This window comes from Parabacteroides leei (assembly GCF_023369805.1).
Taxonomy (GTDB): Bacteria; Bacteroidota; Bacteroidia; order Bacteroidales; family Tannerellaceae; genus Parabacteroides; species Parabacteroides leei.
Map to the genome: position 1 here is coordinate 169,395 of NZ_JAMBQG010000008.1, position 23,770 is coordinate 193,164.

A 23,770-nucleotide genomic window follows, 5' to 3' on the forward strand; every position below is an offset into this window, starting at 1 on the left:
TGTACAGGGTAATTTTAGTTTGTTACGACCTTTGTACTAATTGTTGCCGTCTTTGATCTTTGTTAGTCGTATGCTACGGATTAACCGTCATCAATGAAGGCAGATATGAACCCAATTCCCAATTTGCCTTCATGTCGCTATTTGTTGATAACTAAGTTATTACAATCAAAATGAAGGCATGAATGCATTTTTGGGAAAAACTCTTATTCTTCGCGAATGTAATACTCCGACAAAATATCCCTTACTTTTTCAGGGGTAATTCTTCCGTATACCTTACCTCCTATCGTTACGACAGGGGCCAGTCCACAGGCACCCACACAACGGAGACAATCTAAGGAGAACAGTCCATCGGGGGTAGTCTCCCCTATTTTTATCTCCAGCTGACGTTGGAATTCATCCAGTACTTTCTCTGCTCCACGCACATAACAGGCTGTTCCCAGGCAGACGGAGATCGGGTATTTCCCTTTCGGAGTCATGGTAAAGAACGAATAGAAGGTAACTACGCCATACACACGCGACACCGGGATATGCAGTTCGGCGGCAACCATCTCTTGTACTTCACGGGGAAGGTAACCGAATATTTCCTGTGCGGCATGCAGTATATTGATCAATTCACCGGGATCGTTGTCGTGATCTTTGCATACGGCATGCAGTTCTTTTACTTTTGACTGGGGCAAATGTATCTTTTCCATGGCTTATTCGTCTTTATCGGTTTCCAAAAACATATTGACTACTTCTTTACGGTCGAAGTAGTGAGTATGCAATAACTTATGAGCCCTTGGTCCGCAAGGTTCACCCAGGTATTCTTTATACAACTGCTGAATGTAGGGGTTTTCATGGCTCTTACGAAGCGGCTTGTTTTCGTCTTCGCTATAAAGGGCAGCAGCCCGTTTGCGGAGAACTTCTATGCGTCCCTGATGGAACGGTTGCCCGCCACCTCCGATACAACCGCCGGGACAGGCCATTACTTCGATGACGTGGTAAGGGGATTTGCCACTCTTCACCTCTTCTACCAGTTTGCGGGCATTGCCCAAGCCATGAGCGATACCGATCTTCACAGGTGTACCGTCGAAGTTGATCGTTCCACTGCGGATACCCTCCAAACCGCGTAATTCCTTAAATTCGATTTTCTCCAGAGGCTTCTTTGTATATAGTTCGTAAGCCGTACGGCAGGCTGCTTCTATTACGCCTCCGGTTGTTCCGAAGATAACTCCCGCACCGGTCGACTCGCCGAGAGGATGGTCAAAATCGCTGTCGGGAAGTTCGTTGAAGTTGATATTCGCATAACGGATCAGACGGGCCAGTTCGCGGGTATAGATGGAGATATCTACATCCGGATTTCCTTCGCTGGCAAACTCGGGACGGCTGGCTTCGTATTTTTTAGCTAAGCAAGGCATAATGGATACCACCACGATACTTTTACGGTCTACGCCCAGCTTTTCGGCGAAATAGGTTTTGGCTATGGCTCCGAACATCTGTTGCGGACTCTTTGCCGTTGAAAGGTTACCCAGCAACTCAGGGAAATGTTGCTCTACGAAACTTACCCAGCCTGGACAGCAACTTGTCATCATCGGTATCTTTACCTCCTCGTCGCCCGACAGGTATTTGCCAAGTCGTTGCAGTAGCTCCGTACCTTCTTCCATAATGGTCAGGTCGGCAGCGAAGTCCGTATCGAACACATAATCGAAACCTAACTGACGGAGGGCGGACACCATCTTTCCGGTGACCAGTGTTCCCGGTTCGCAACCGAAGTCACGTCCCAAGGCGGTGCGGACAGCAGGGGCGGTTTGTGCAATCACAATCTTGGTCGGATCGGCCAAGGCATCGAGTACGGGTTGCTGCGTATTACGTCCGCTCAAGGCATTTACCGGACAGACGGATACACATTGTCCGCAATAAGAACAGGTACTTCCGGCTATATCGCGTTCAAATGCAGTCGACACGGCGGCATTGAAACCACGGTTGACGGCTGTCAGTGCACCGACGGTCTGTATACTGTTGCACATTGTCTCGCACCGGCGGCACATGATGCATTTATTCATGTTGCGTACGATTGACGGCGAACGGTCGATCTCGAAGGTGGATTGTTCGCCTTGGTATCTTATCTCGCGAATACCCAGGTCGTGAGCTATCGTCTGAAGTTCGCAGTAACCGTTACTGCTACAGGTAAGACATCCGGCCGGATGATTCGACAGGATCAGTTCCATCACGGTCTTACGGGCATTCATTACTCGCGGCGTATGGGTTCTGACAACCATTCCTTCCGTACATTCTGTTTTACAGGACGGTGCCAGGTTACGGCGGCCTTCTATCTCCACTACACAGATACGGCAGGCTCCGGGATTATTCTCATAATTCAAATCTTCGAGTTTCATGTGGCAAAGTGTCGGGATACGGATACCCATACTCCTTGCAGCGTCGAGAACGGTGGTTCCTTTGGAGACTTCCACTACTCTGTTATCTATCGTTAGTTTTATATTTTCCATATTCTTCTCTGTCAACTGTCAATTATCCACTGTCAACTTATTTAGTGTACGTAAATAGCATCGAACTTACATTTCTCTATACATGATCCGCAACGGATACATACTTCCGAGTCGATCGTATGAGGAACTTTCCGGCTGCCGGTAATAGCATGTACCGGGCAGATACGGGCACACATGGTACATCCCTTACATTTCTCCGGATTGATGAAGTATTGAGTAAGTTCGCGGCACTGGTGAGACGGACAACGTTGTTCGTCGACATGCGCCAGATATTCCTCATAGAAATTATCCATAGTGGAAAGAACCGGGTTGGGCGAAGTTTGTCCCAATCCGCAAAGAGCGGTATCCTTGATTACCATCGCGAGGTTACGCAGTTTGTCGAGGTCTTCAACAGTAGCTCTTCCCGTCGTGATCTTTTGCAGCATTTCATGCAGACGTTTATTTCCTATACGACAGGGAGCGCATTTACCGCACGACTCTTCTACGGTGAAGTCGAGATAAAACTTGGCCATAGCGACCATGCAATCGTCTTCGTCCATAACGATCATACCGCCCGATCCCATCATTGAACCTGCAGCTATCAGGTTGTCGTAGTCGATAGGCAGGTCGAGATGCTTCTCGGTCAGACAGCCGCCCGACGGTCCGCCGGTTTGTACGGCTTTGAATTTCTTTCCGTCTTTAATACCTCCGCCGATGCCGAATATGACTTCGCGAAGGGTTGTACCCATCGGTACCTCTATCAGGCCGACATTGTTGACTTTACCGGCCAGGGCAAACACTTTGGTTCCTTTGCTTTTCTCCGTTCCGATACTGCTGAACCATTTGGCTCCTTTCAGAAGGATAACCGGGATATTGGCATAGGTCTCTACATTATTAACATTGGTCGGACAGCCTTTATACCCGCATTCACTGGGGAACGGCGGCTTCACGGTTGCTTCACCACGAAGGCCTTCCATACTGTGGATCAAGGCAGTCTCTTCCCCACATACAAATGCTCCGGCTCCGTAACGTATCTGGATATCGAAAGAGAAATCCGTTCCGAAGATGTTTTCTCCCAGGAGGCCGTATTCTTTGGCTTGCCGGATCGCTATTCTCAGCCGTTCGACGGCCAGCGGGTACTCGGCACGGATATAAACCAGCCCTTTGCTGGCTCCGGTACAGTATCCGTTGATAGCCATTGCTTCAACAATGGAGTGCGGATCGCCTTCCAGGATGGAACGATCCATGAATGCACCGGGGTCTCCTTCGTCGGCATTACAGACTACATATTTCTGAGGAGCTTGTACCTTGCGGGTGATCTGCCATTTAAGTCCGGTCGGGAAACCACCGCCGCCCCTGCCACGCAGTCCGCTGGCGATGATCTCTTTGATCACTTCATCGGGTGTCATTTCCGTCAGGGCTTTACCCAGGGCGATATAACCGTCGCGGGCAATGTATTCGTCGATGTTCTCAGGATTGATAAAGCCACAGTTACGCAAGGCAATACGTAATTGTTTTTTATAGAAGTTGATATGTTTGGAATCGAGTATCAGTTCTTTTGTTTCCGGATTTACGTAGAGCAGACGTTCTACTTTTCGCCCTTTTACCAGATGTTCGTTCACGATATCTTCCGCATCTTCCGGTTTGACTTCTACATAGAAAGTGTTATCCGGTATCAGTTTTACGACAGGACCTTTCTCACAAAAACCGAAACAACCGGTCCGGATCACCTGTACGCTCTCCTGTAAACCGTTTTGCCTGACTGCTTCCTTTAAGTTTTCCAGTATAAGTTCGCTTTGCGATGCACGGCAGCCTGTTCCTCCGCACACCAGAATATAGTTGCTAAATTGTGCCATTATGTAAGTATTTGGATAGGTTTGTTATTCGGGACCGACCGAGTTATAATTGACAGGTATGATGTCATCTACTAAAATACCTTGTTTGATATAATTAGTAACGATCTCGTCAACTCTTGTCCTATTGACACGCCCGAAGACGATCGGTTCTTTACCGGGAATAGTAATTTCGACTGTGGGTTCTGCATAGCAATATCCCATACATCCGGTTTGGGTAACCAGTGCATCCACACGTTCACGATCGAGTACTTCAATAAAGTAACTCATCACTTCTTTGGCACCCGCCGCTATTCCGCAGGTGGCCATCGCGACCTTGATCTGAACCATTTGTTCGGGATTATTACTTTTCTCGCGTAAATCGAGGGAGGCGCGTAAGGACTCGCGCATCTTCCGAAGGTCATCTAACGTTTTTACTTTGCTCATCACGTATGCATTTAAGGTATTAGACCCTGTCAGGGTATAACGCAAACATACGTATTTCTCTTTAATTTACGGTAGTGTTTTGACCTAAAAAAAGAAAAAGTTTACTTATCTTCAACGGCTCGTGACTGAAGAACTTTTGAGTTCGGAGGTACACTATGGGTCAGCCAAATGTTACCTCCTATCACTGATCCTTCTCCAATCGTGATGCGTCCAAGTATCGAAGCATTGGAGTAAACAGTTACATAATCTTCAAGAATAGGATGCCGGGGGATATCGAGAGGTAATCCTTCATCGTCCAATGTAAAGTTTTTCGCCCCCAAAGTGACTCCCTGATATAAGCGCACATGATTTCCAATAATGGCAGTCTGGCCGACAACGATACCGGTTCCGTGGTCTATACTGAAATACTCACCGATCTGTGCTCCCGGATGAATATCGATCCCGGTATCTGAATGTGCCATTTCTGTAATGATACGTGGCAGAACAGGCACTCCGAGTTTCAATAATTCGTGGGCTACACGTTGATGCAGGATGGCACGTACTGCCGGATAGCAAAAGATGATTTCGCTAATACTCTTCGCTGCAGGATCACCATCCAGGATTGCTTTAATATCTGTCGAAAGCAAATATTTGATGTGCGGTATCTGATTGATAAAGCTGATCGCGATCTCCGAAGAACGGTCTTTGGAGTCGCAGCAACGATCTACTTCAAAACATAATCCATTGTATATCTGTTCCTGCAACAAATCATATATCTGCTCCAGATATACCCCTGTATAATATTGTATAGAATCGAACTGTGCCTCCTGCTCAGAACCAAAGAACCCCGGGAAGATCACTTTCCGCAGTAACCGCATGATCTCCTGAAGCGAATGAACGGAAGGTGACGGCTTCTGATGCAATGGAATGTATTTATATTCCGGCAAATCGGAAGCCGACAAACGTTCTACGTTTTTTTGTATCTGGTTTAATATATCGGCTCTAGTCATATTAGTTGTCCCATGATGGGTCGTAGGTCATAAATTCATTTGCATAAATGTCTAATCCTAAGATATAGATGGTATCATTCAGAACGAATATATCAAAGTTTCTACTATTTCCTGAACAAGTAGAACGTTGAAACCAAACTTTGTCATCTATACTATATTGCCAGATTACACCAAATTCGTCTACAACATATATGCTTCTGTTATAGATTACTCCAGTAGAGATATTACCCATTTTTCCGGGAAGTTCTTCTACTAATGGTTCCCAAGTAGTAAAATCACCTCCATTAGACTTCCAGAATCCGCGATTCGCCGTCTTTTCGCCTAAACCGATATATACATCATCCTCAAAAATTAAGGCAATGCCATCACTTAGTGGTGTTTTGAAATTACCGAAATCATGCCATTCGTTTTTGTTAATATCATAAGCGCAAATGGTATCAGTAGCTATAGAATTTATTTTTCCGCCAACTAAATAAATATAATCATTATAATAAAAAGCAACCGCCTTATTACGTACATTCCCATTTTCCAATGGAGCCAAAGGAGTCCAAATATTATCCTTATATGAATTACACTTAGTGATATTTTGAGTAAGTGTATTTCCACCAAATACATAAGCTGTATTACCATTTGTACAAACAGCCATATTCATCACTTCAACTTCATAAGGCTCAAGAGGTTTCCATATATTACTGCTAGCTCTATAGCCGTATAATTCATTTGTTCTACTGCTCCCTAAATCTCCTCCAAGAATAAAGACCTGATCATCTAATGTGAAAAGAGAATAATTCGTACGGCCAGTTCGATTATCATCCTTTTTTATAAACTTCTCCAGATTATCTGTAGTGAAAATAGGTGGCGTGATAAACGAAACCGCACTACTTGATCCCGTACCAAATTTATTTTTAGCATAAGCTATTACATAATACTTTTGATTTCCTTTTAGTTTAGGAAATGATACTTCAAATTTATTATCTGCATCTAGTTCATCTCTGTTTAAGGTTATTTTTCCATCACATTTTTCCGGATTTGGAGTAGCTGATAATGAATAGCAGATAACTATTTCTGAAACACTATCCCTACCATCATCCTTTAAAACACCACTCATTGTAACATTTCCATCTTTCATTACATAGTTTGATGCTTCATCCATAAAAATAGTAGGAGCATCACTTTTCGCAGAAAATTCAATGCTATCCGGAGTATAAACAGTACCAAAAGCATTTACTGCATAACTATGTACAAAATATTGCGTCTGTGCTTTCAGGTTAGGTATTACACCTACAAAGAATCCGTCTTTGTCTACAGTACATTTTATGGTTGAATCCTCTTTAATATTAGGCCTGCCAACTGCTTTAACATCACTCCAACAAAAGCCTATAGAGTCTAACTCTCCATCCCCTTTTTTCACTAATTTAGCTCTAACCGTTACCTGCGTATAATCAGTTTCAATTACTGACAGGAAACCAAGTTCAGGATGTCCGTCCAGAGTTTTAAAACTTTGTCTGTCGGTATTGAATTGTCCAAAACTATTTTCCACAATCGCTTCAATAACATACTCTGTTTCAGGATCCAGCTCTGTTAACATATGGATAAATGTAGAATCTGTCGGCATTTCATCCATATCAATCTTGATAATTGAATCTAATTCAGAGTTCTTATATAAATTGAAACCGATCATTTTGATTTCGCCTTCACCTTTATCTTTAATTAAACCTCCCACTACGGCAGAAGTAGCTGTAACATCTGTAACTTCAGAGGTAATGACACTACCAATACCAGCCTTGGTATTAATACCTAATGTATCTCCATAGGTTATACCTTTCTTATTCCTTGCAAATGGACTAATGTAATAAACAGTATCATTCTTTAATCCCTCTATTTCCTGTTTGAATTCTCCTTTCCCATTTTCTACATTAGTCTCTTTTTTAGTCTCAACTTTGTCAGTATTTTTCAACCAATAGATAAAACCACGCTCTGTGACCGGATCACCATTTTCTTTTTTCACTGTAGCTCTTGCAACAATCGTCGTAGCTGTGATATCAACGTTAGCTGGTGTAAATTTCTCTAACTCCGGAGCAAAAGCATTTTGGAGACTCGGATCCATATCCGGTTCTTCCAGACATCCGGATAAACTTATAGCAAACAAGGTGAATAATAGTAAGTATAATTGTTTCATGTTATTATCAGTTAAAAGAATACACCAATACCGGCATTAAGATCAATATATTTAAAATTCAGAGTATTACAACCTGCACTAACAAACACAGGCCCGAACTTTACCATAAAATCCAAATCAACAACGACTCCTTCATAGGAATAGTCTGTGTTCTTAGCCCAGAATATATTTTTATTATTGGAATCGAAATGATCAGTAGTTATATATTCATATAGAAGTTCTCTCTTTCCATATCCTAATCCAACAGAAGAGTATAACCAGGGAGCACATTTAATAACTAACCCGGCCGAAGCTGCTATATTGTTGGATTTCTTCTTATTGGTGAAATTTACGGAAAAATCATCCGGCGGAGGAAGCAATTCACGATCTCCCCGACACTCACCCGTATAATCATCAAACGACATATTCGTCCTGAACCTGGCATACCATCCAAATCTTTCACCTACCCCTCCTACTGTCAGACCATAAGGTGCTTCAATAGAAAAAGCATATCCGGCGAAGAACTTCATTGGTTCTCTCGGCTTTCTCTCTTGTATGGGAACATAGGTTATCGGTTCTACCGGTTTACGAAGTTCTTCCAACCGGTCACTCCAATAGGAAGCCAACTCGTCACTGATAGGAGTTCCTATACCTTCGTTATAGTATATTATTAGTTGAGCAACTGCTATCGAGTCATTGTCTGTTGCTTTTACAGTCAGACAATTCAAACATTTGGTCATTAAACTGCGCATAGAGGCACGCATTTTTTTATTTGTCTTCCATATAGCAGTCAACTGATCGATACTGTATGAATCGCAATTGCTGATCCCTTCTTCGTACCACATCCTTGCATCACTATAATCCTGGCGCTTCATTGCTTCGTCGCCTTTTCTATTGTATTCTGTCCGTTGTTGTGCCAGTAAACATTCCGGAAGCACAATAACTAGTAAGATAAGTATCCAAAGTCTTTTCATAAACACATTTAATAATACGGTACACCTTGATTAATCAACACTCCTTCTGTATTATATATGTCAAACAAACCGTCGGCACGCTCAAATGCCCGTCCATTATCTGCTTTTCCTACATTCTTGTAATTACAAGGAATGTGCTCCATCGCTTCAGCATCAATAGCGCCATAATTCCCCGTTGATTTCTTTCGTACAATTGTATATTTTCCAAAAGACATCTTTTCTTCATATTGGGCTTTTCGCTTTGCCAGATTACTTTCGTTTTCTTTGAGTTTACAATCTCCAATAAGATCGAATAACTCCTGCGTCATTTTGATCTCTGAAGCCTTGGTAAAATCAGCTTTTGCACCAGAGAAATCAGCAGTTGTCATCTTCTCTTTTCCTGAATTGATCAAAGATAGATATTCAGCATTAATTTCTTCCTTTGAGCGTTCCGGTAACCTGGTTACCGGTTGTTCAACATTTCTCACTTCGGGCTTAACCTCCGGTTTTACAGAAGCCGGCTGTTGTGCAACAACCTCAGGCTTAATCTCCGGTTTGGTTTGGACTTCCTGTTGATCTTTATTTGTTTTACCATCGTTTACACTTTCAGTTTTTGTTTTTTCTTCAATAACTTCGGGTGCATTACTTTCTTCCATCATATTCGATATAACCGGATCCTCTACAGGATCTGTCTTCCCTTCCGGGGTCGCATTTACCATCTCTGCTACCGGAAGTGTCGGTTTATGCCGTTGTACAAAGAGAGCTACCGCCGAACCTATACTTGCAAATATAATAATAAGTAAAGATATTAACGTAACTTTTCTTTTTTTCTTTTTAGGCACAACGGGTATATCAACGTTATTCAATACCGTTTCATCGTCTTCCACTCCTTTTGATTGAGGCAGACGAGTTGTAAATAAGATTGTTGTCTCGTCTTCCTCAAAATACTCGGGTGACGATATATTTTTCTTTACTGTCTCGTCTTCAATCTGGGGAAAGTCTAGTTCCGCAAGCATTTCCGATACAGACTGGAAACGGTCTGCCGGAATAATTTGCATCGCTTTGATAATGGCGGCCTCTGTCTTAGCAGAAATGGTCGGATTCAGTTCACTGGGAGCCGGTAAGGGACGTGTTGCCCGCAGAATAGATTCTGTTGGTATCTTTCCGGTCAAGAGATTATACATCGTTGCCCCTAACGAATAAATATCCGGACATGGAGAAAAATTTTGGGTACCTTCATTGTCGTATTGCTCTATAGATGCAAAACCTTTCGATAAGGTTAACATAGTGGTACTTGTTTCCTGCTGTTCGATATCATATCGTTTACTTACACCGAAATCAATCAGTCGGGCTTTCCCATTCTGATCAATCAATATATTACTGGGCTTGATATCCAGGTGAAGAATATTTTTCTCATGAACAAACTGTAGAGCCTCCCCGATCTGATGAACATATCTCAACACTTTAGCTTCAGGCAAAACTCCTTCCTTATCCATCATATATTTAAGGCTATTACCCGAAATATACTCCATAGCAATATAGGCAGTATCATTTTCTTCAAATACTTCCAATACATTAACAATATGGGGATGATGAACTTCAGATAATATCTTCGCTTCTTTGATCAGCTTTTCTTTGAACTTATCAAAAAGAGCCCTTCCCGTTTCAGAATGCACCCTGACAGCATAAGACTCAGGATCTCTGTAACAGTAATCTTTGAAAAAATATTCTTTTACGCATATAGGAACCTCGGTCTTGATAGTTCCCAGCGGTCCTTTAACCTCTGTAAACCAAACGCCTTTGTAAGTTATACCAAAGCCGCCCTGACCAACTATATGGGTAAGCCTATATTTTCCATTTTGAAGAAGATGTCCGTTTGGCAAATTCATAACTTCTCGTGCAATTCTCTTTTTAATCTGCCAAAATTACGTTATTTATATAAAAGAATAAAGGAAAGAGAGAATATTTTGTTTTATTCCGATAGATTCACCAACATTTTGAACTGGTAAAATATAAAAGGAAAAGTTATCCCTGGTTTTTCCGCAACAAGAGGCCATGATAGCATCTTTTATGTCTTCCGGATTACTGTGAGTGGAAAAGATATATGATAAATCCTCATTCTTAAGGCGTTCCAACACACCATCGGTACACATAAAAAAGAAATCGCCAGCTTGTATATCGTTTAATAAGGCTACATCAGCTTCTGTTGGATGTTCTGTTCCCTGTATAGCACGAATAATTACATTTTTCTGAGGATGGGTGACTGCTTCTTCTTTACTAATTTTTCCTAACTTGACGAGGGAATTTACCAATGAATGATCTTCTGTCTGGTAGATAATCTCCCCACGGCGAAACTGATAAATCCGGCTGTCTCCGATATGAGCAAGCGTTATACCTGAAATTCCAACAGACACCATAGTTAATGTTGTGGCCATTCCTTTAGCCTCCGGATGTGAATTTACATAATCGTCAAAACGTGCTTCTGTATACCTGATCGCTTTATTGATAAATTCTTCCGACGGTTCTTCTTCCAGAAAAGTAGAGAAAAAACTTTGAAAAGATTCGCAAGCTAATGAGCTGGCAATCTCTCCTTTTTCCGATCCGCCTACTCCATCGCAGACCAGAAATAACTTTTGATTGGAATTTACCATTTCTGGTAACGGATAGATAGAATCCTCGTTGTTTTGTCTGCCGCCTTTTTCACAAACGGCCCAAGGTTTACCAATCGTTATAATCATAGCACGAACAAATTTTATTCATTAAATCGAAGAACAGTATGGCCGATAATGATCTCGTCATTATTTTTTAGCACTACTACTTCTCCATTCTCCAGGTAATTGCTATTATATAACGTATGGTTCTTACTATTATTGTCAGAAAGATAATGTTTATACCCCCCTTTAGGGTCTTTTTTAACTTCTATTCGTATATGCTCCCGGCTCATTGATTTGTCAGCGGTCACGATTCCTATTGTTGCACTGGATGCATTAGACTTACGACCAACGATTGCAATACCTTCGTAGAGAGGAAAAATTTGCTCGGGAGTTGCCGGATCACTCACAACTGTTAGTTGTCCCGTACTGTTCGATACAGGATTAACAAGAATTGTATCCTGATCAGCATCAATATCATTCTTTCCCAGTTGAAGCAAAGAGACAGGAATCGGCTGTTTGCACTTCGGACATTTAAAGGAGGTAAGATCGAGGGGTAATTTCCCCTCGTCTACCTTTAATCCTACGTGACAATGTGGACATCTTACTGAAATCATAGCATAAATGATAAATCAGCTTCATCGATATCAGTAGAGAAAGTATCATGCATATCAGCATCAGACAACATTATAGTATCATCAGATAATGTAATAAAATCTGAAACATCCATACTATCATTGTCGATAACCACGACATCAGATAAATCATTTTCCCCATCCACATCTACAACTACCGCATCACTAAATACGGAGTCGTCACCGTCGAGTGTAACGAATGTGTATTCCTCCTCTTGCATACTGGTTTGATATTAAATAATCTTTCTGGAAACAAAAGTAGGAAAAGTAATGGATTAATAAATATCTAATTCTCTCTTATAATCAAAGGATTGGGTTTTCTGTACAAACGGTGCCCTTTTGAGATACGAAACTTATTCATTGACCCACTTCGCTTTACAGGAAGAAACAGGACATTGCTTTCTGTTTCTTAGCGATTCCCAAGGTATTTCACCAAGAAAAGTACCACATTTAGGGCAAACATAATCTATTTTGAATTGGTTTGCTATATCTTGCAGCTGCTGTGGGGTCTTGGATGCTTGCTTCGCACCCAGATAGATACCTACTGTCGGTGCACAAATGGTAATGAACAAACTCAATCCAAACAACTCAGGACTCCCCTTACCTAAAAAACCTATTATAACGCCTATTATACCAGGTAAAGCAAAAGGTAACGACTGGAATAGTCTTGTTTTGAATTGGTTAGCAGATTGTATCTTAACTTTTGCTTGAATATAATTATCATATACATTCTTTAATGCTGCAAATTCTTCACTATAATCATTATTAGATTTCGATGCTTCAGACAAGTTCAATATATATCCGGTTCCAAGCACGATCTTATCTGTCGGTGTAACACGCTTTTTGACGATCTGTGAGCCATTGACGAAAGTTCCGTTAGTAGAGCCGAGATCTTCCAACAACCAACAGCCATGATCCTCACGAACCAGACAAGCATGATGTCTACTTACATGAGGATCATTAACTATAAAATCATTATCTTCAGCTTTACCAATTTTAATCTTCATCTTTAATTTCTTTTGGTTCTTCTGATTTACCCATCTCCCTTTCCAACGATTCTTTTAGCACTTTTAAAGGATCTTTGGATATTATAAGTTCACGAGGTTTACCCTCTTCAGTTAATAATAGCAGTTTTTGTTTAGGTAAATTGATCTGCAAAATATGATTTTTATTGATAATATGACTTTTCCCAACTCTCATTAATATCTTGTTACAGCCGGCTACCTGCTTTTCAAGAATTTCTTCTATTTTACCAATATTAATAGCAAACGTAAATTGGATCCCATTGGATAATAGTAATTTAGTATAATTTCTGTCAGCTTCAAAGTAGAGTATCTGCCCTATCTTTATTCGTAACAACTCATCCCTCGTCTTAATTATTAAATACCGCTCCATACGTTGATATTGTTTTTTTATTTCATCAAGTAACAAATATACGGTATTTTATCTTTATACCGGCAATAATTTATAAAGAAATATAAATGGAAAGAGGAACATTTATCTGAAATATTTCTCTTTTATTCTTGAATCTTAAGTCGTTTGACAAAGATTAGTTAACGTTTAAATTTCAATCGCTCTACCCGAAAGAGGCAAACGAAGGAGCTATATTACTTCAAAGTAGGATAAAGAGGGTTTCCCGTTTCATCCACTTCAGTCCAGTTTTTTACATTTACACTTGAAAATGTAACTGTATTACCATCTATTATTGCATTAAACAAATAGGAATCACCAGCTTTTAGCTCTCCTCCCGGAACCGGAACATCCACAGTATAAGATTTTCTCCATTAACCATCACATCCATCGCCCCGGGTACGGAGGAGTAATCATTGCTGAAACCAGTTTATTCAATTTAATTCCATCTCCTTCCGTTACTTCAATAACAACCTGGGTTGCTGGTTGAGAAATTATCAGACACTGCATAAAAATCGAAAGCACAATTTTCCAGATACATTTTGTATCCATTTACTCCCATCAATACTCACGGAGAAGATGTTATATACAATCAAGTGTGGGATATGAGGCTTATTAACACAAAAGAAGGATATTCTGAAATAGAATATCCTTCTTTAACAGGTATAAATACGAAGTTTTATCCTTTTAGTTTTGCTTGAATTACGCGTAATAAACGAGCCTGGATTTTCATTAATGTTGCAACTTCTTCACTTTCGAAGTCGATATCGGATATTTTTATTTTCTGTTCTACCACGACATCTTCATTCTTAGAACCATTCTCAATTTCTACAGATAACTCATCCAGCTGAGCTTTGATTTTCTCGATCTTCTTTGAAAAATTTACTTTACGTGCCATAAGTCTTTACTATATTAATAGATAAAATGAAATATTTAATACAAATGTAATTATAATTTGAAGATAACGAAATAAATACCTTATAATAGTATATATTTTAAAACGAATTAAGAAGGATATTCAAAAAGAATACCCTTCTTAATTTATCGATTTATCACTTATTTATTACAGTAAATCTCAATCTTCTATCGCTGCCTGCGCCGCTGCGATACGTGCAATAGGCACGCGGAAGGGTGAGCAGGAAACATAGTTCAAACCTACTCTGTGGCAGAACTTAACAGAAGAAGGTTCACCTCCATGTTCACCGCAAATACCACATTTCAGATCCGGACGGATAGCACGACCTTTTTCTGTAGCCATTCTTACGAGTTGACCAACACCATTCTGGTCTAACACCTGGAATGGGTCTACCTTCAGGATCTTCTTTTCCAGATAGATAGGAAGGAAAGAGGCGATGTCGTCACGAGAATAACCGAATGTCATCTGAGTCAAGTCGTTTGTACCGAATGAAAAGAATTCGGCAGAAGAAGCGATACGATCGGCAGTCAAAGCAGCACGCGGAATTTCGATCATTGTACCAACTTTAAATTCGATACGATCTCCTGCTTCAGCAAATAACTTTTCTGCGGCGTCACGGATTACTTTTTCCTGTTCTTTAAACTCATACAAGATACCTGTCAGCGGAACCATAATTTCCGGTTTAGCAACAATGCCTTCTTTCTTCAATTCCAGTGCTGCACCTAAGATGGCACGTGTCTGCATTTCTGTGATTTCAGGATATGTATTACCCAAACGGCAACCACGGTGACCCAACATCGGGTTATGTTCACAAAGCGATTCAACACGCTGCTGGATAGTCTTTACAGAAACTCCCATAGCAACAGCCATTTCTTCCTGGCCTTTCAGATCGTGAGGAACAAACTCGTGCAAAGGAGGATCGAGCAGGCGGACAGTGACAGGCAGATCATGCATAGCCTTAAAAATACCCTTGAAGTCAGCTTGCTGATAAGGTAAGATTTTCTTCAATGCATTCTTACGTCCTTCTGCATCTTCTGCCAGGATCATTTCACGCATTGCCTTGATCTTTTCACCTTCAAAGAACATATGTTCCGTACGGCATAATCCGATACCACTGGCACCGAATGCACGGGCTATTTCTGCATCATGAGGAGTATCCGCATTGGTACGAACCTGTAGTTTTGTATATTTGTCAGCCAACTTCATCAATTCTGCAAAGTCATCGGAAAGTTCAGCTGCAGTCGTTTCTATTTTGCCTTCAAATATTTCTCCGGTAGAACCGTTGATAGAAAGGAAATCACCTTCTTTCAGCGTAACACCTCCTACTTCGATTGTCTTTTTCTTATAATCGATATTCAGGCCACCTGCACCGGATACACAGCATTTACCCATACCACGGGCAACTACGGCTGCGTGTGATGTCATACCACCACGGGCTGTCAGGATACCTTCGGCTACAGCCATACCGGCAAGATCTTCAGGAGATGTTTCGATACGAACCAATACAATCTGTTTTCCGGCAGCATGCCATTCGGCAGCATCTTCAGCAAAGAACACGATCTGGCCGGTAGCAGCTCCCGGAGAAGCAGGTAATCCTTTAACCAATACTTTTGCTTTTTTCAGAGCAGCCTTATCAAATACAGGGTGAAGCAGTTCATCCAACTTATTCGGTTCAATACGGGCCAATGCTGTTTTTTCGTCAATCATACCCTGGTGGAGCAGATCCATAGCAATCTTAACCATAGCAGAACCGGTACGTTTACCGTTACGAGTCTGAAGGAACCACAGTTTGCCTTCCTGTACAGTAAATTCCATATCCTGCATGTCACGGTAGTGATTTTCCAGTTTCGTCTGCAAAGCATCCAGTTCCTTATAGATTTCGGGCATAGCCTCTTCCATAGAAGGATACTTAGCGACTCTTTCTGCTTCAGGAATACCTGCACGTTCGGCCCAACGTTGTGAACCGATCTTTGTGATCTGTTGCGGAGTACGGATACCGGCCACAACATCTTCACCCTGCGCATTGATCAGATACTCACCATTAAACAGGTCTTCACCGTTACCGGCATCACGAGAGAAACATACACCCGTAGCAGAAGTTTCACCCATATTACCGAACACCATAGCCTGAACAGTAACCGCTGTTCCCCATTCGGCAGGAATACCTTCCATCTGGCGATAGAGGATAGCACGTTCGTTCATCCATGAGTTGAATACAGCGCAAACAGCACCCCACAATTGTTCATAGGCACATGTCGGGAAGTCTTTTCCGGTTTGTTTCTTAACGGCAGCTTTGAATTTAGCCACCAATACTTTCAAGTCGTCAACGGTCAGTTCGTTATCCAACTTCACGCCTTTGGCCTCTTTTACTTCTTCGATGATGGCTTCAAACGGGTCGATATCCTCCTTACTGGTCGGTTTCATACCCAAAACAACATCACCGTACATTTGAACAAAACGGCGATAAGAGTCCCATGCAAAACGAGCATTACCTGTTTTACGTGTCAACCCTTCTACTACTTCGTCGTTCAATCCCAGGTTAAGGATCGTATCCATCATACCCGGCATAGAAGCGCGTGCTCCTGAACGGACAGAAACCAATAATGGGTTTTCTACATCTCCGAACTTGGAGTTCATCAACGTTTCTACATTAGCGATAGCCTTTTCAACGTCCGACTTCAGTAACTCTACTACTTTTTCCTGGCCCAGTTCATAATATTCCGAGCAGACATCTGTAGTGATTGTAAATCCCGGAGGAACCGGAACACCAATTAAATTCATTTCGGCAAGGTTTGCACCTTTACCACCCAGCAGATTTCTCATATCCGCTTTTCCTTCGGCTTTTCCATTTCCGAATGTGTAAACTCTTTTCTTTTCCATGTGTCAGACAGTTTTTATTTATTAGATTTCAGTTTTGCTATCTCTACATTGCAATGGTGCAAATATATGCTATTTGCGAGTACACAGGATATGGAAAGTTAATTAATTTTATATGTTTTATAACCATTCCTTAGTATTCATATCAGCTAAATATGTACATTTGCGTGGCGAAAATTTTAAACACAGATAAAATTGGCAAGAAATAAGAAGCAGTTACCCTTGTTGGAAAAGGTAACAATTACAGACGTAGCCGCTGAAGGTAAAGCGATTGCACGAGTGAATGACAAAGTGGTTTTTGTTCCTTTCGTCGCTCCCGGCGATGTTGTCGATATCCAACTCACCCGTAAAAAGAATAGTTATGCCGAAGGTAAAGCAGTATACTTTCACGAGTATTCAACGGAACGCAGTACCCCTTTTTGTGAACATTTCGGTGTTTGCGGCGGGTGTAAATGGCAACATCTCCCCTACAAGGAGCAGTTAAAGTATAAGCACAAGCAAGTAATCGACAATCTGACCCGTATCGGAAAGATAAAAATGGAAGAGATTTTCCCTATCCTGGGATCTGAACGCACCACTTTCTACCGGAACAAACTTGAATATACTTTCTCCAATAAGAAGTGGCTGACGGAAGAAGAAGTAAAGTCCGGAGCTACATTCGATTGCATGAACGGTGTCGGTTTCCATATTCCCGGAATGTTCGACAAAGTGCTCGATATCAACAAATGTTGGTTGCAGGATGATATTTCAAACCGTATTCGTCTTTGTATCAAGAACTATTGCCTGACACACGAAGGATATCCTTTCTATGATCTTAGAAATCAGGAAGGTTTCCTGCGTACATTAATGATCCGCACAGCATCGACTGGCGACCTGATGGTTGTCGTTGTATTCTATCATGAAGACAAAGAGCGCCGGGAAGCTTTATTATCCCATGTCGCTGAACAGTTCCCGGAAATCACTTCCTTATTATATGTAATAAATGAAAAGTGTAACGACACGATCACCGATCAGGAGATTTGTGTTTTCCGTGGTAAAGACCATATCATCGAAGAGATGGAAGGCCTTCAATTCAAAGTCGGAGCAAAATCATTCTATCAGACAAACAGCGAACAAGCCTACAACCTATATAAGGTAGCCCGTGAATTTGCCGGACTGACCGGAAACGAAATGGTGTACGACTTATATACAGGAACCGGAACGATCGCTAATTTCGTATCACGCCAGGCAAAGAAAGTCATTGGGATAGAATATGTTCCTGAAGCCATTGAAGATGCAAAAGTAAATTCAGCCCTGAATAAGATTGAAAACACACTTTTCTATGCAGGCGATATGAAAGATATTCTTACTGCCGATTTCATAAACCAACACGGCCGTCCGGATGTTATTATTACTGATCCGCCACGTGCCGGCATGCACGATGATGTAATCAACACCATCCTCTTTGCCGAACCGGAGCGTATCGTCTATGTCAGCTGTAACCCGGCAACACAGGCACGCGACTTAAGCCTGCTCGATGTGAAATATGCCGTAAAAAAGGTACAACCTGTAGATATGTTCCCACATACGCATCATGTGGAAAATGTAGTATTACTGGAAAAGAAAGAATAACATATATAATAATGTATAGGAAAATCGTCTCCCTTTTGTATATCGCTTTGCTTTTGAGTAGCTGTTCCGGCAATAAGCAACAAGAGCAAAAGGAAGACGATTTGGTGTCTATGGACCTTCCCCAATTGAAGGCTGCCGGCGAGATCACCGCCGTCACGCTTTACAGTTCCACCTCTTACTTCCAGTATAAGATGGAACCGATGGGATACGAATACGATCTGATCAAAGACTTTGCACGTTCCGAAGGCTTAAAGTTGAATATCAAAGTGGCGGAAAACGCAACCCGCCTGATCGAAATGCTCGAAGCCGGTGAAGCTGATGTCGTAGCTTATCCTATCCTGGTGAACAATAAATTGAAAGAAAACTATCTTTATTGCGGACGTGAAGAACAAACCAGCCAGGTATTGGTGCAGCGTGCCAACAAAGGCGACACAATCCTCACAGACGTAACACAGCTTATCGGTAAAGACATCTATGTAAGGCCGGCGACCAAATACTACCAACGTTTGAAAAACCTGGATGAAGAATTGGGTGGCGGTATACATATAAAAGATATAGAAAAAGATACGATTACCACCGAAGACCTGATATCGATGGTTTCGCAGGGAGAGATCCCCTACACTATCAGCGACGATAACATCGCCCGCCTGAATAAGACTTATTTCTGGAACATCAACGTTTCACTGAAAGTCAGCTTTATGCAACGCTCTTCCTGGTTGGTTCGTAAAACCAGCCCGAAGCTGGCAGAAGCAATCAATGCCTGGGCCTCCGATAAATCAGGCTCACATGTCTATAAGGCTGCGATGAAGCGATATTTCGAGTTAAGTAAGCAACCGCTGACCACCGATCTGCCCCCCGTAAAGAACGGACATATCTCCCCATACGACGACCTGTTTAAAAAGCATTCCAAGAATATAGGATGGGATTGGCAACTGATCGCTTCCATTTCTTATCAGGAGTCACATTTCAATCCTTCGGTTGTTTCATGGGCAGGCGCCGAAGGTTTGATGGGCATTATGCCGAACACAGCCCGGGCACTTGGTGTTACTCCGCACGAACTGAAAGATCCCGATATCGGTATCCGTACCGGAGTGGACTGTTTGCGAAAGTTTCGTCAGGGCTTTTCAGAAATAACAGACCCACAGGAAAAGATCAAATTTACACTGGCTTCTTACAATGCAGGGATCGGACATGTTTACGATGCACAACGCCTGGCTGAGAAATACGGAAAGAACCCATTAATCTGGGAAGATAATGTGGCAGAATATATTCGTCTGAAAAGCGATCCGGAATACTATAACGATCCGGTCTGCAAACATGGTTACCTGCGTGGATCGGAGACATTCAACTATGTCCGCGAAGTATTACAACGGTTCGACTATTACAAATCAAAGACCAGCTAACATCAATCAGTCCAGATTTTCTGCTATCATTTCTTTTATGGCAAGTATGACTCTCGGATGATTGAGCGGAATGTCCTCAAAAACACTTAGAAGTTCTTCCGTACTCAATTTAAATTCCTGCTCTCCTTTTTTATACATAAAATACACATTGATCCCCGGATTACCGGTTATCAACATAGCCACTGTCCCAGGCAAGTCCCCCCAGGGCGGGCAGTCTATATGGGAGGTATTAAAACATGCCGTAACCTCTGTACCTTCCCCCGGTTGGGATATGATCTTTACACTCCCGCCTGTCTGTTCCGCATTCTGAATAAGGAAAGGTATTCCCAATCCGAATTTACGGGTTGTACGGGTTGTATAAAACGGACTGGTAACACGTGAGACTGTTTCGGCATCCATTCCACAGCCATTATCGGCAATACGGATCGTTTCGGTATCTTCATCGATACTGATCGCCAAAAGAATACGGGTTGCTCCGGCACGTACACTATTGGAAGCTATATCGGTAATATGGAATGTAAGCGTATTCATTTATTATAGCGGATTAGCGGAATATATTGCATGGCCCCGGCTCTTACTGTAAGCCATCTTCAGATTATCGAATAAAGGTTCCGAGGCCTGTATCAAACAAGGTTTAGTTCCTATCTGCTCCGGATAGTGAGCATCGGAAGCCGGATACGACGTATAGTTCGAAAGATACTTCTGTTCGGATCGTAAACGGGCAAAACGTGAAGCATCCGTATATTCTATAGCATCTAAAGGCAATGACGGATCGATAAACCCCAACTGGCTGATCAGGCTAAAGGAAGGCCGCTCCACATGCGCTGCAATAAAGAGCCCTCCCAATTTTTTAACAAAGGCAGCTACCTGATTTACATTTTGGTCGAGTGCAGAGATCAGAAGATATGGGGCCTCTCCCATTATTTCATCGTTCCGGTTCACCCAAACCTGATCACCGAAACGTTCGGGATCATTCAGGACAGTCGGAAGATGCCGGTCGAGATATTCCTGAAAAGCAGACCGGGAATCCTCAGTTCCGAACAGAGCCAGACAATGCGCTTCCTCACGCGTGCAAACTTCCGCCCCGGCAAACACCGTCAGTCCGGCTTCTACCCCCAAGGCCTGTATTTCGCGACATTGCAAAGTACTGTTATGGTCGGTTATGGCAATGATATCCAATCCACGGGCAAGTGCAGTTTCGACAATGACCGTAGGACTCATATCCAGACTTCCGCAAGGCGAAAGACAAGTATGAATGTGTAAATCAGCCCGGTAAAGCGTCATCTGTTTTGTAGGAGTTGATAGATCTTACCGGAAGCGATGAAAGCAGAAAGCGATGTACCCAATACGGGAATCCCTTCATCTCTGCCCTTCTGCAATGTTTCTTCATCCGGTGAAGCACCGTTGACTACCAAAACGGCTGCCGCATCTTTCAGTGTGCCGACAGCTACGATATTCTGATGGGTTTGCATGGTTATCCATAGCATCCCCTCTTCCATATGTCCCATTACGTCACTCAACAGATCACTGGTATAACCACCTTTTATCTCCGTATCCAGATTCTCTTCGCCACAGAAAACAGTAAGTTCCAGTTCTTTTATCAGATCACTGACCTTCATATTTTGCTCCTTTCTTATAACAATCTTTATTTAAACGATCTTTCCCCCAGGTTTTTTCAATCAGACGAAAGGCATGTTCCTGATCCAGTTTACCATGCTTCTCCATGTTACGCTGCATAAAGACACAGTCGCTGAACTGAGCTTCATGGCGTACTATATCTTCAGCCAGGCTCTGGCAGTTCGGATTTCCGCAAGCCCCGCAATCGATACCCGGCAGGTAACACATCAGGCGACGTACCTGTTCCATCTTCTTCAATACTTCTTCGATACTGCCATCATAAAGCAGTTTCGGATTAGGCTGAAGCGGACGGATGGTAATGTGCTGTTTCAAATAAGCCAAGGCACCGAAACGTTCGGAGGCGTAGATAAGCGGAGCTTTGTCGCGCTTCATCGACCGTTTCATGATTCGTTCGGAAGTCAGGAAGCGGTTAGCAACGGCAAGCACACCTCCGGCACAGCTACGGTCGCAGGCTCGAAGCTCGAGAAAGTCAACATTGCGAACCTCGTTGGTGGTTTCCATCCGTTCCAGGAAATCGATCACATTATGTATTTCATCGATGGCAAGACAACGTCCGGAGAAGTGTTTAGCCTCCCCTCCCGTTTGGCTCCACCGCATTTCTTTCTTAGTAAGTGCCGGCGGAAGAACACATTCGGGTTTATAGCCCTTCGGACGGTTTTGCAGGATATGATATACCTTATTATATAATGTATCCATATTAATCACCCCGTTGATCGTGGAAGAATACCCATCTTCCCCTTTCAGGGCTGCAATCTTGGCGGCACAAGGCGTGACGTAAAAGAGGCCGATCTGCTCCGGCTCGTATCCTTCTTCCGTCAATACCTGGTGGTAATAGGTTGCCGTAGCATTCACCGGGGTCTTCACCAGCAGGATATTATCGACCAATGCCGGGAAACGGATCTGTATCAGACGCACAATAGCCGGACAGAAAGAACTGATCACCGGCTTCTCTTCGGCAAGTTCCATTTGCCGGAGCATTTCGCGATGGATCATGTCGGCTGTGAATTCTACCTGATAGACATGAGTAAATCCAAGCTCATACAGCGCACTGAATATCTCTTCTTCTGTCGTATATTTTGAGAACTGACCGATAAAAACCGTAGGAACCAGGGCCACACGGCACTCGTAACCAAATATTTTCTGAAAGTCATCCTGTTCCACAGAGATCGCTTCCGTCGGACAAGCTTTCAGGCATTCACCGCAATCGACACACCAGTCTTTGCGGATCACGGCTTTTCCATCGCGGATACGGACTGCCCGTGTAGGACATTTCGTCATACAATGGGTACAGCCGATGCAACGATCGTTATCGATCTTCAGTGCATGATAAAATTTGGTTTTCTCCATGATGCATTACTCCTTTGTTGCGAACCAGGTAATCATGCGTACGGTCGTTCCTACGCCTACCTTGCTCTCTATTGTTAGTTCGTCCACATTTTTCTTCATATTAGGAAGCCCCATTCCGGCACCGAATCCCATCTCCCGTACAGCCGGTGAAGCAGTAGAAAAACCTTCCTGCATGGCCTGGGATATATCGGGAATACCGGGGCCTTCGTCTTTCAGGACCAGAGTGATCTTGTCGGCATCCAGCGTAGCAGATACATTTCCCCGCCAGGCATGGGCTACCACATTGACTTCGGCCTCATATAAAGCGACAACGATCCTTTTTATGATACGGGAATCGATTGATAATTGCTTTAATACCTTCTTTATCTGGCTGGATGCATATCCGGCTTTCGAGAAGTTTCCCCCTTCGAGTTCAAAACTAAATTGCATGCTGATTTC

The 23,770-nt window shown here is 42.6% G+C and carries 22 protein-coding genes and 1 pseudogene; 2 read left to right on the forward strand and 21 right to left on the reverse strand.

What is annotated here, in order from left to right; translation table 11 throughout:
• Positions 1–203: 203 nt before the first annotated feature.
• From M1P97_RS13480 to ppdK, 16 genes and pseudogenes are all read right to left on the reverse strand, one after another.
• Entirely contained in the window at positions 204–692 is a 489-nt protein-coding gene (locus M1P97_RS13480) for an NADH-quinone oxidoreductase subunit NuoE family protein (RefSeq protein ID WP_249389356.1), read from the reverse strand.
• Positions 693–695: 3 nt separating this feature from the next.
• Entirely contained in the window at positions 696–2,486 is a 1,791-nt protein-coding gene (locus tag M1P97_RS13485) for an NADH-dependent [FeFe] hydrogenase, group A6 (protein ID WP_249389357.1), read from the reverse strand.
• A 41-nt stretch (positions 2,487–2,527) separates the two neighbouring features.
• Positions 2,528–4,321 carry an NADH-ubiquinone oxidoreductase-F iron-sulfur binding region domain-containing protein gene (locus tag M1P97_RS13490; protein WP_249389358.1) on the reverse strand — a complete coding sequence of 598 codons (1,794 nt, stop codon included), beginning with the start codon at positions 4,319–4,321 and terminating at the stop codon, positions 2,528–2,530.
• A 24-nt stretch (positions 4,322–4,345) separates the two neighbouring features.
• Complete coding sequence (locus M1P97_RS13495; RefSeq protein ID WP_249389359.1) at positions 4,346–4,744, reverse strand: (2Fe-2S) ferredoxin domain-containing protein; 399 nt, start codon at positions 4,742–4,744, stop codon at positions 4,346–4,348.
• 101 nt (positions 4,745–4,845) lie between these two features.
• The gene (locus M1P97_RS13500) at positions 4,846–5,733 is read right to left on the reverse strand and encodes a serine O-acetyltransferase (protein ID WP_195372844.1); all 888 of its coding nucleotides are present in this window, start codon (positions 5,731–5,733) and stop codon (positions 4,846–4,848) included.
• 1 nt (position 5,734) lies between these two features.
• The gene (locus tag M1P97_RS13505; RefSeq protein ID WP_249389360.1) at positions 5,735–7,912 is read right to left on the reverse strand and encodes a Kelch repeat-containing protein; all 2,178 of its coding nucleotides are present in this window, start codon (positions 7,910–7,912) and stop codon (positions 5,735–5,737) included.
• 11 nt (positions 7,913–7,923) lie between these two features.
• Positions 7,924–8,865, reverse strand: coding sequence for a hypothetical protein (locus M1P97_RS13510; RefSeq protein WP_249389361.1), 942 nt, complete (start codon positions 8,863–8,865; stop codon positions 7,924–7,926).
• A gap of 8 nt (positions 8,866–8,873) precedes the next feature.
• Positions 8,874–10,733 (reverse strand): serine/threonine protein kinase, encoded by a 1,860-nt coding sequence (locus M1P97_RS13515; protein WP_195372841.1) that lies wholly within the window; start codon positions 10,731–10,733, stop codon positions 8,874–8,876.
• A 45-nt stretch (positions 10,734–10,778) separates the two neighbouring features.
• Positions 10,779–11,582: a PP2C family protein-serine/threonine phosphatase gene (locus M1P97_RS13520; protein ID WP_195372840.1), complete on the reverse strand. Its 804-nt coding sequence runs from the start codon at positions 11,580–11,582 to the stop codon at positions 10,779–10,781.
• Between the two features lie 14 nt (positions 11,583–11,596).
• Positions 11,597–12,112, reverse strand: coding sequence for an FHA domain-containing protein (locus tag M1P97_RS13525; RefSeq protein ID WP_249389362.1), 516 nt, complete (start codon positions 12,110–12,112; stop codon positions 11,597–11,599).
• Positions 12,109–12,351 (reverse strand): hypothetical protein, encoded by a 243-nt coding sequence (locus M1P97_RS13530; protein ID WP_075557468.1) that lies wholly within the window; start codon positions 12,349–12,351, stop codon positions 12,109–12,111. The genes M1P97_RS13525 and M1P97_RS13530 overlap by 4 nt, the downstream gene beginning before the upstream one ends.
• Positions 12,352–12,483: 132 nt before the next feature.
• The gene (locus M1P97_RS13535) at positions 12,484–13,137 is read right to left on the reverse strand and encodes an FHA domain-containing protein (RefSeq protein ID WP_075557467.1); all 654 of its coding nucleotides are present in this window, start codon (positions 13,135–13,137) and stop codon (positions 12,484–12,486) included.
• Complete coding sequence (locus tag M1P97_RS13540; RefSeq protein ID WP_195371279.1) at positions 13,127–13,525, reverse strand: LytTR family DNA-binding domain-containing protein; 399 nt, start codon at positions 13,523–13,525, stop codon at positions 13,127–13,129. Before M1P97_RS13540 ends, M1P97_RS13535 begins: the two co-directional genes overlap by 11 nt.
• Before the next feature lie 212 nt (positions 13,526–13,737).
• A pseudogene (locus M1P97_RS26450) lies at positions 13,738–14,132 on the reverse strand (fimbrillin family protein); the annotation flags it as partial.
• 87 nt (positions 14,133–14,219) lie between these two features.
• The gene (locus tag M1P97_RS13545) at positions 14,220–14,438 is read right to left on the reverse strand and encodes a hypothetical protein (RefSeq protein WP_195371281.1); all 219 of its coding nucleotides are present in this window, start codon (positions 14,436–14,438) and stop codon (positions 14,220–14,222) included.
• A 177-nt stretch (positions 14,439–14,615) separates the two neighbouring features.
• Complete coding sequence (gene ppdK / locus M1P97_RS13550; RefSeq protein WP_249389364.1) at positions 14,616–17,336, reverse strand: pyruvate, phosphate dikinase; 2,721 nt, start codon at positions 17,334–17,336, stop codon at positions 14,616–14,618.
• Positions 17,337–17,528: 192 nt separating this feature from the next.
• Here ppdK and rlmD point away from each other — a divergent pair, with 192 nt between their 5' ends.
• A complete protein-coding gene (gene rlmD, locus M1P97_RS13555; RefSeq protein ID WP_195371285.1) occupies positions 17,529–18,944 on the forward strand; it encodes a 23S rRNA (uracil(1939)-C(5))-methyltransferase RlmD in 1,416 nt (471 codons plus the stop codon).
• 11 nt (positions 18,945–18,955) lie between these two features.
• A complete protein-coding gene (locus M1P97_RS13560) occupies positions 18,956–20,347 on the forward strand; it encodes an MltF family protein (protein ID WP_249389365.1) in 1,392 nt (463 codons plus the stop codon).
• Between the two features lie 6 nt (positions 20,348–20,353).
• On the opposite strand, the gene M1P97_RS13565 is transcribed toward M1P97_RS13560, so the two are convergent.
• The 5 genes from M1P97_RS13565 to M1P97_RS13585 are packed head-to-tail and all read right to left on the reverse strand — an operon-like array spanning position 20,354 to position 23,761.
• On the reverse strand, positions 20,354–20,878 hold the full coding sequence (locus M1P97_RS13565; RefSeq protein ID WP_249389366.1) for an ATP-binding protein: 525 nt from the start codon (positions 20,876–20,878) through the stop codon (positions 20,354–20,356).
• A gap of 3 nt (positions 20,879–20,881) precedes the next feature.
• Positions 20,882–21,631, reverse strand: a complete 750-nt coding sequence (locus tag M1P97_RS13570) for a PHP domain-containing protein (protein WP_249389367.1) — start codon at positions 21,629–21,631, stop codon at positions 20,882–20,884.
• On the reverse strand, positions 21,628–21,966 hold the full coding sequence (locus M1P97_RS13575; RefSeq protein WP_249389368.1) for a DRTGG domain-containing protein: 339 nt from the start codon (positions 21,964–21,966) through the stop codon (positions 21,628–21,630). Before M1P97_RS13575 ends, M1P97_RS13570 begins: the two co-directional genes overlap by 4 nt.
• Positions 21,953–23,332, reverse strand: a complete 1,380-nt coding sequence (locus M1P97_RS13580) for a [Fe-Fe] hydrogenase large subunit C-terminal domain-containing protein (RefSeq protein ID WP_195371294.1) — start codon at positions 23,330–23,332, stop codon at positions 21,953–21,955. Before M1P97_RS13580 ends, M1P97_RS13575 begins: the two co-directional genes overlap by 14 nt.
• Before the next feature lie 6 nt (positions 23,333–23,338).
• A complete protein-coding gene (locus M1P97_RS13585) occupies positions 23,339–23,761 on the reverse strand; it encodes an ATP-binding protein (RefSeq protein ID WP_195371296.1) in 423 nt (140 codons plus the stop codon).
• Positions 23,762–23,770: the final 9 nt, after the last annotated feature.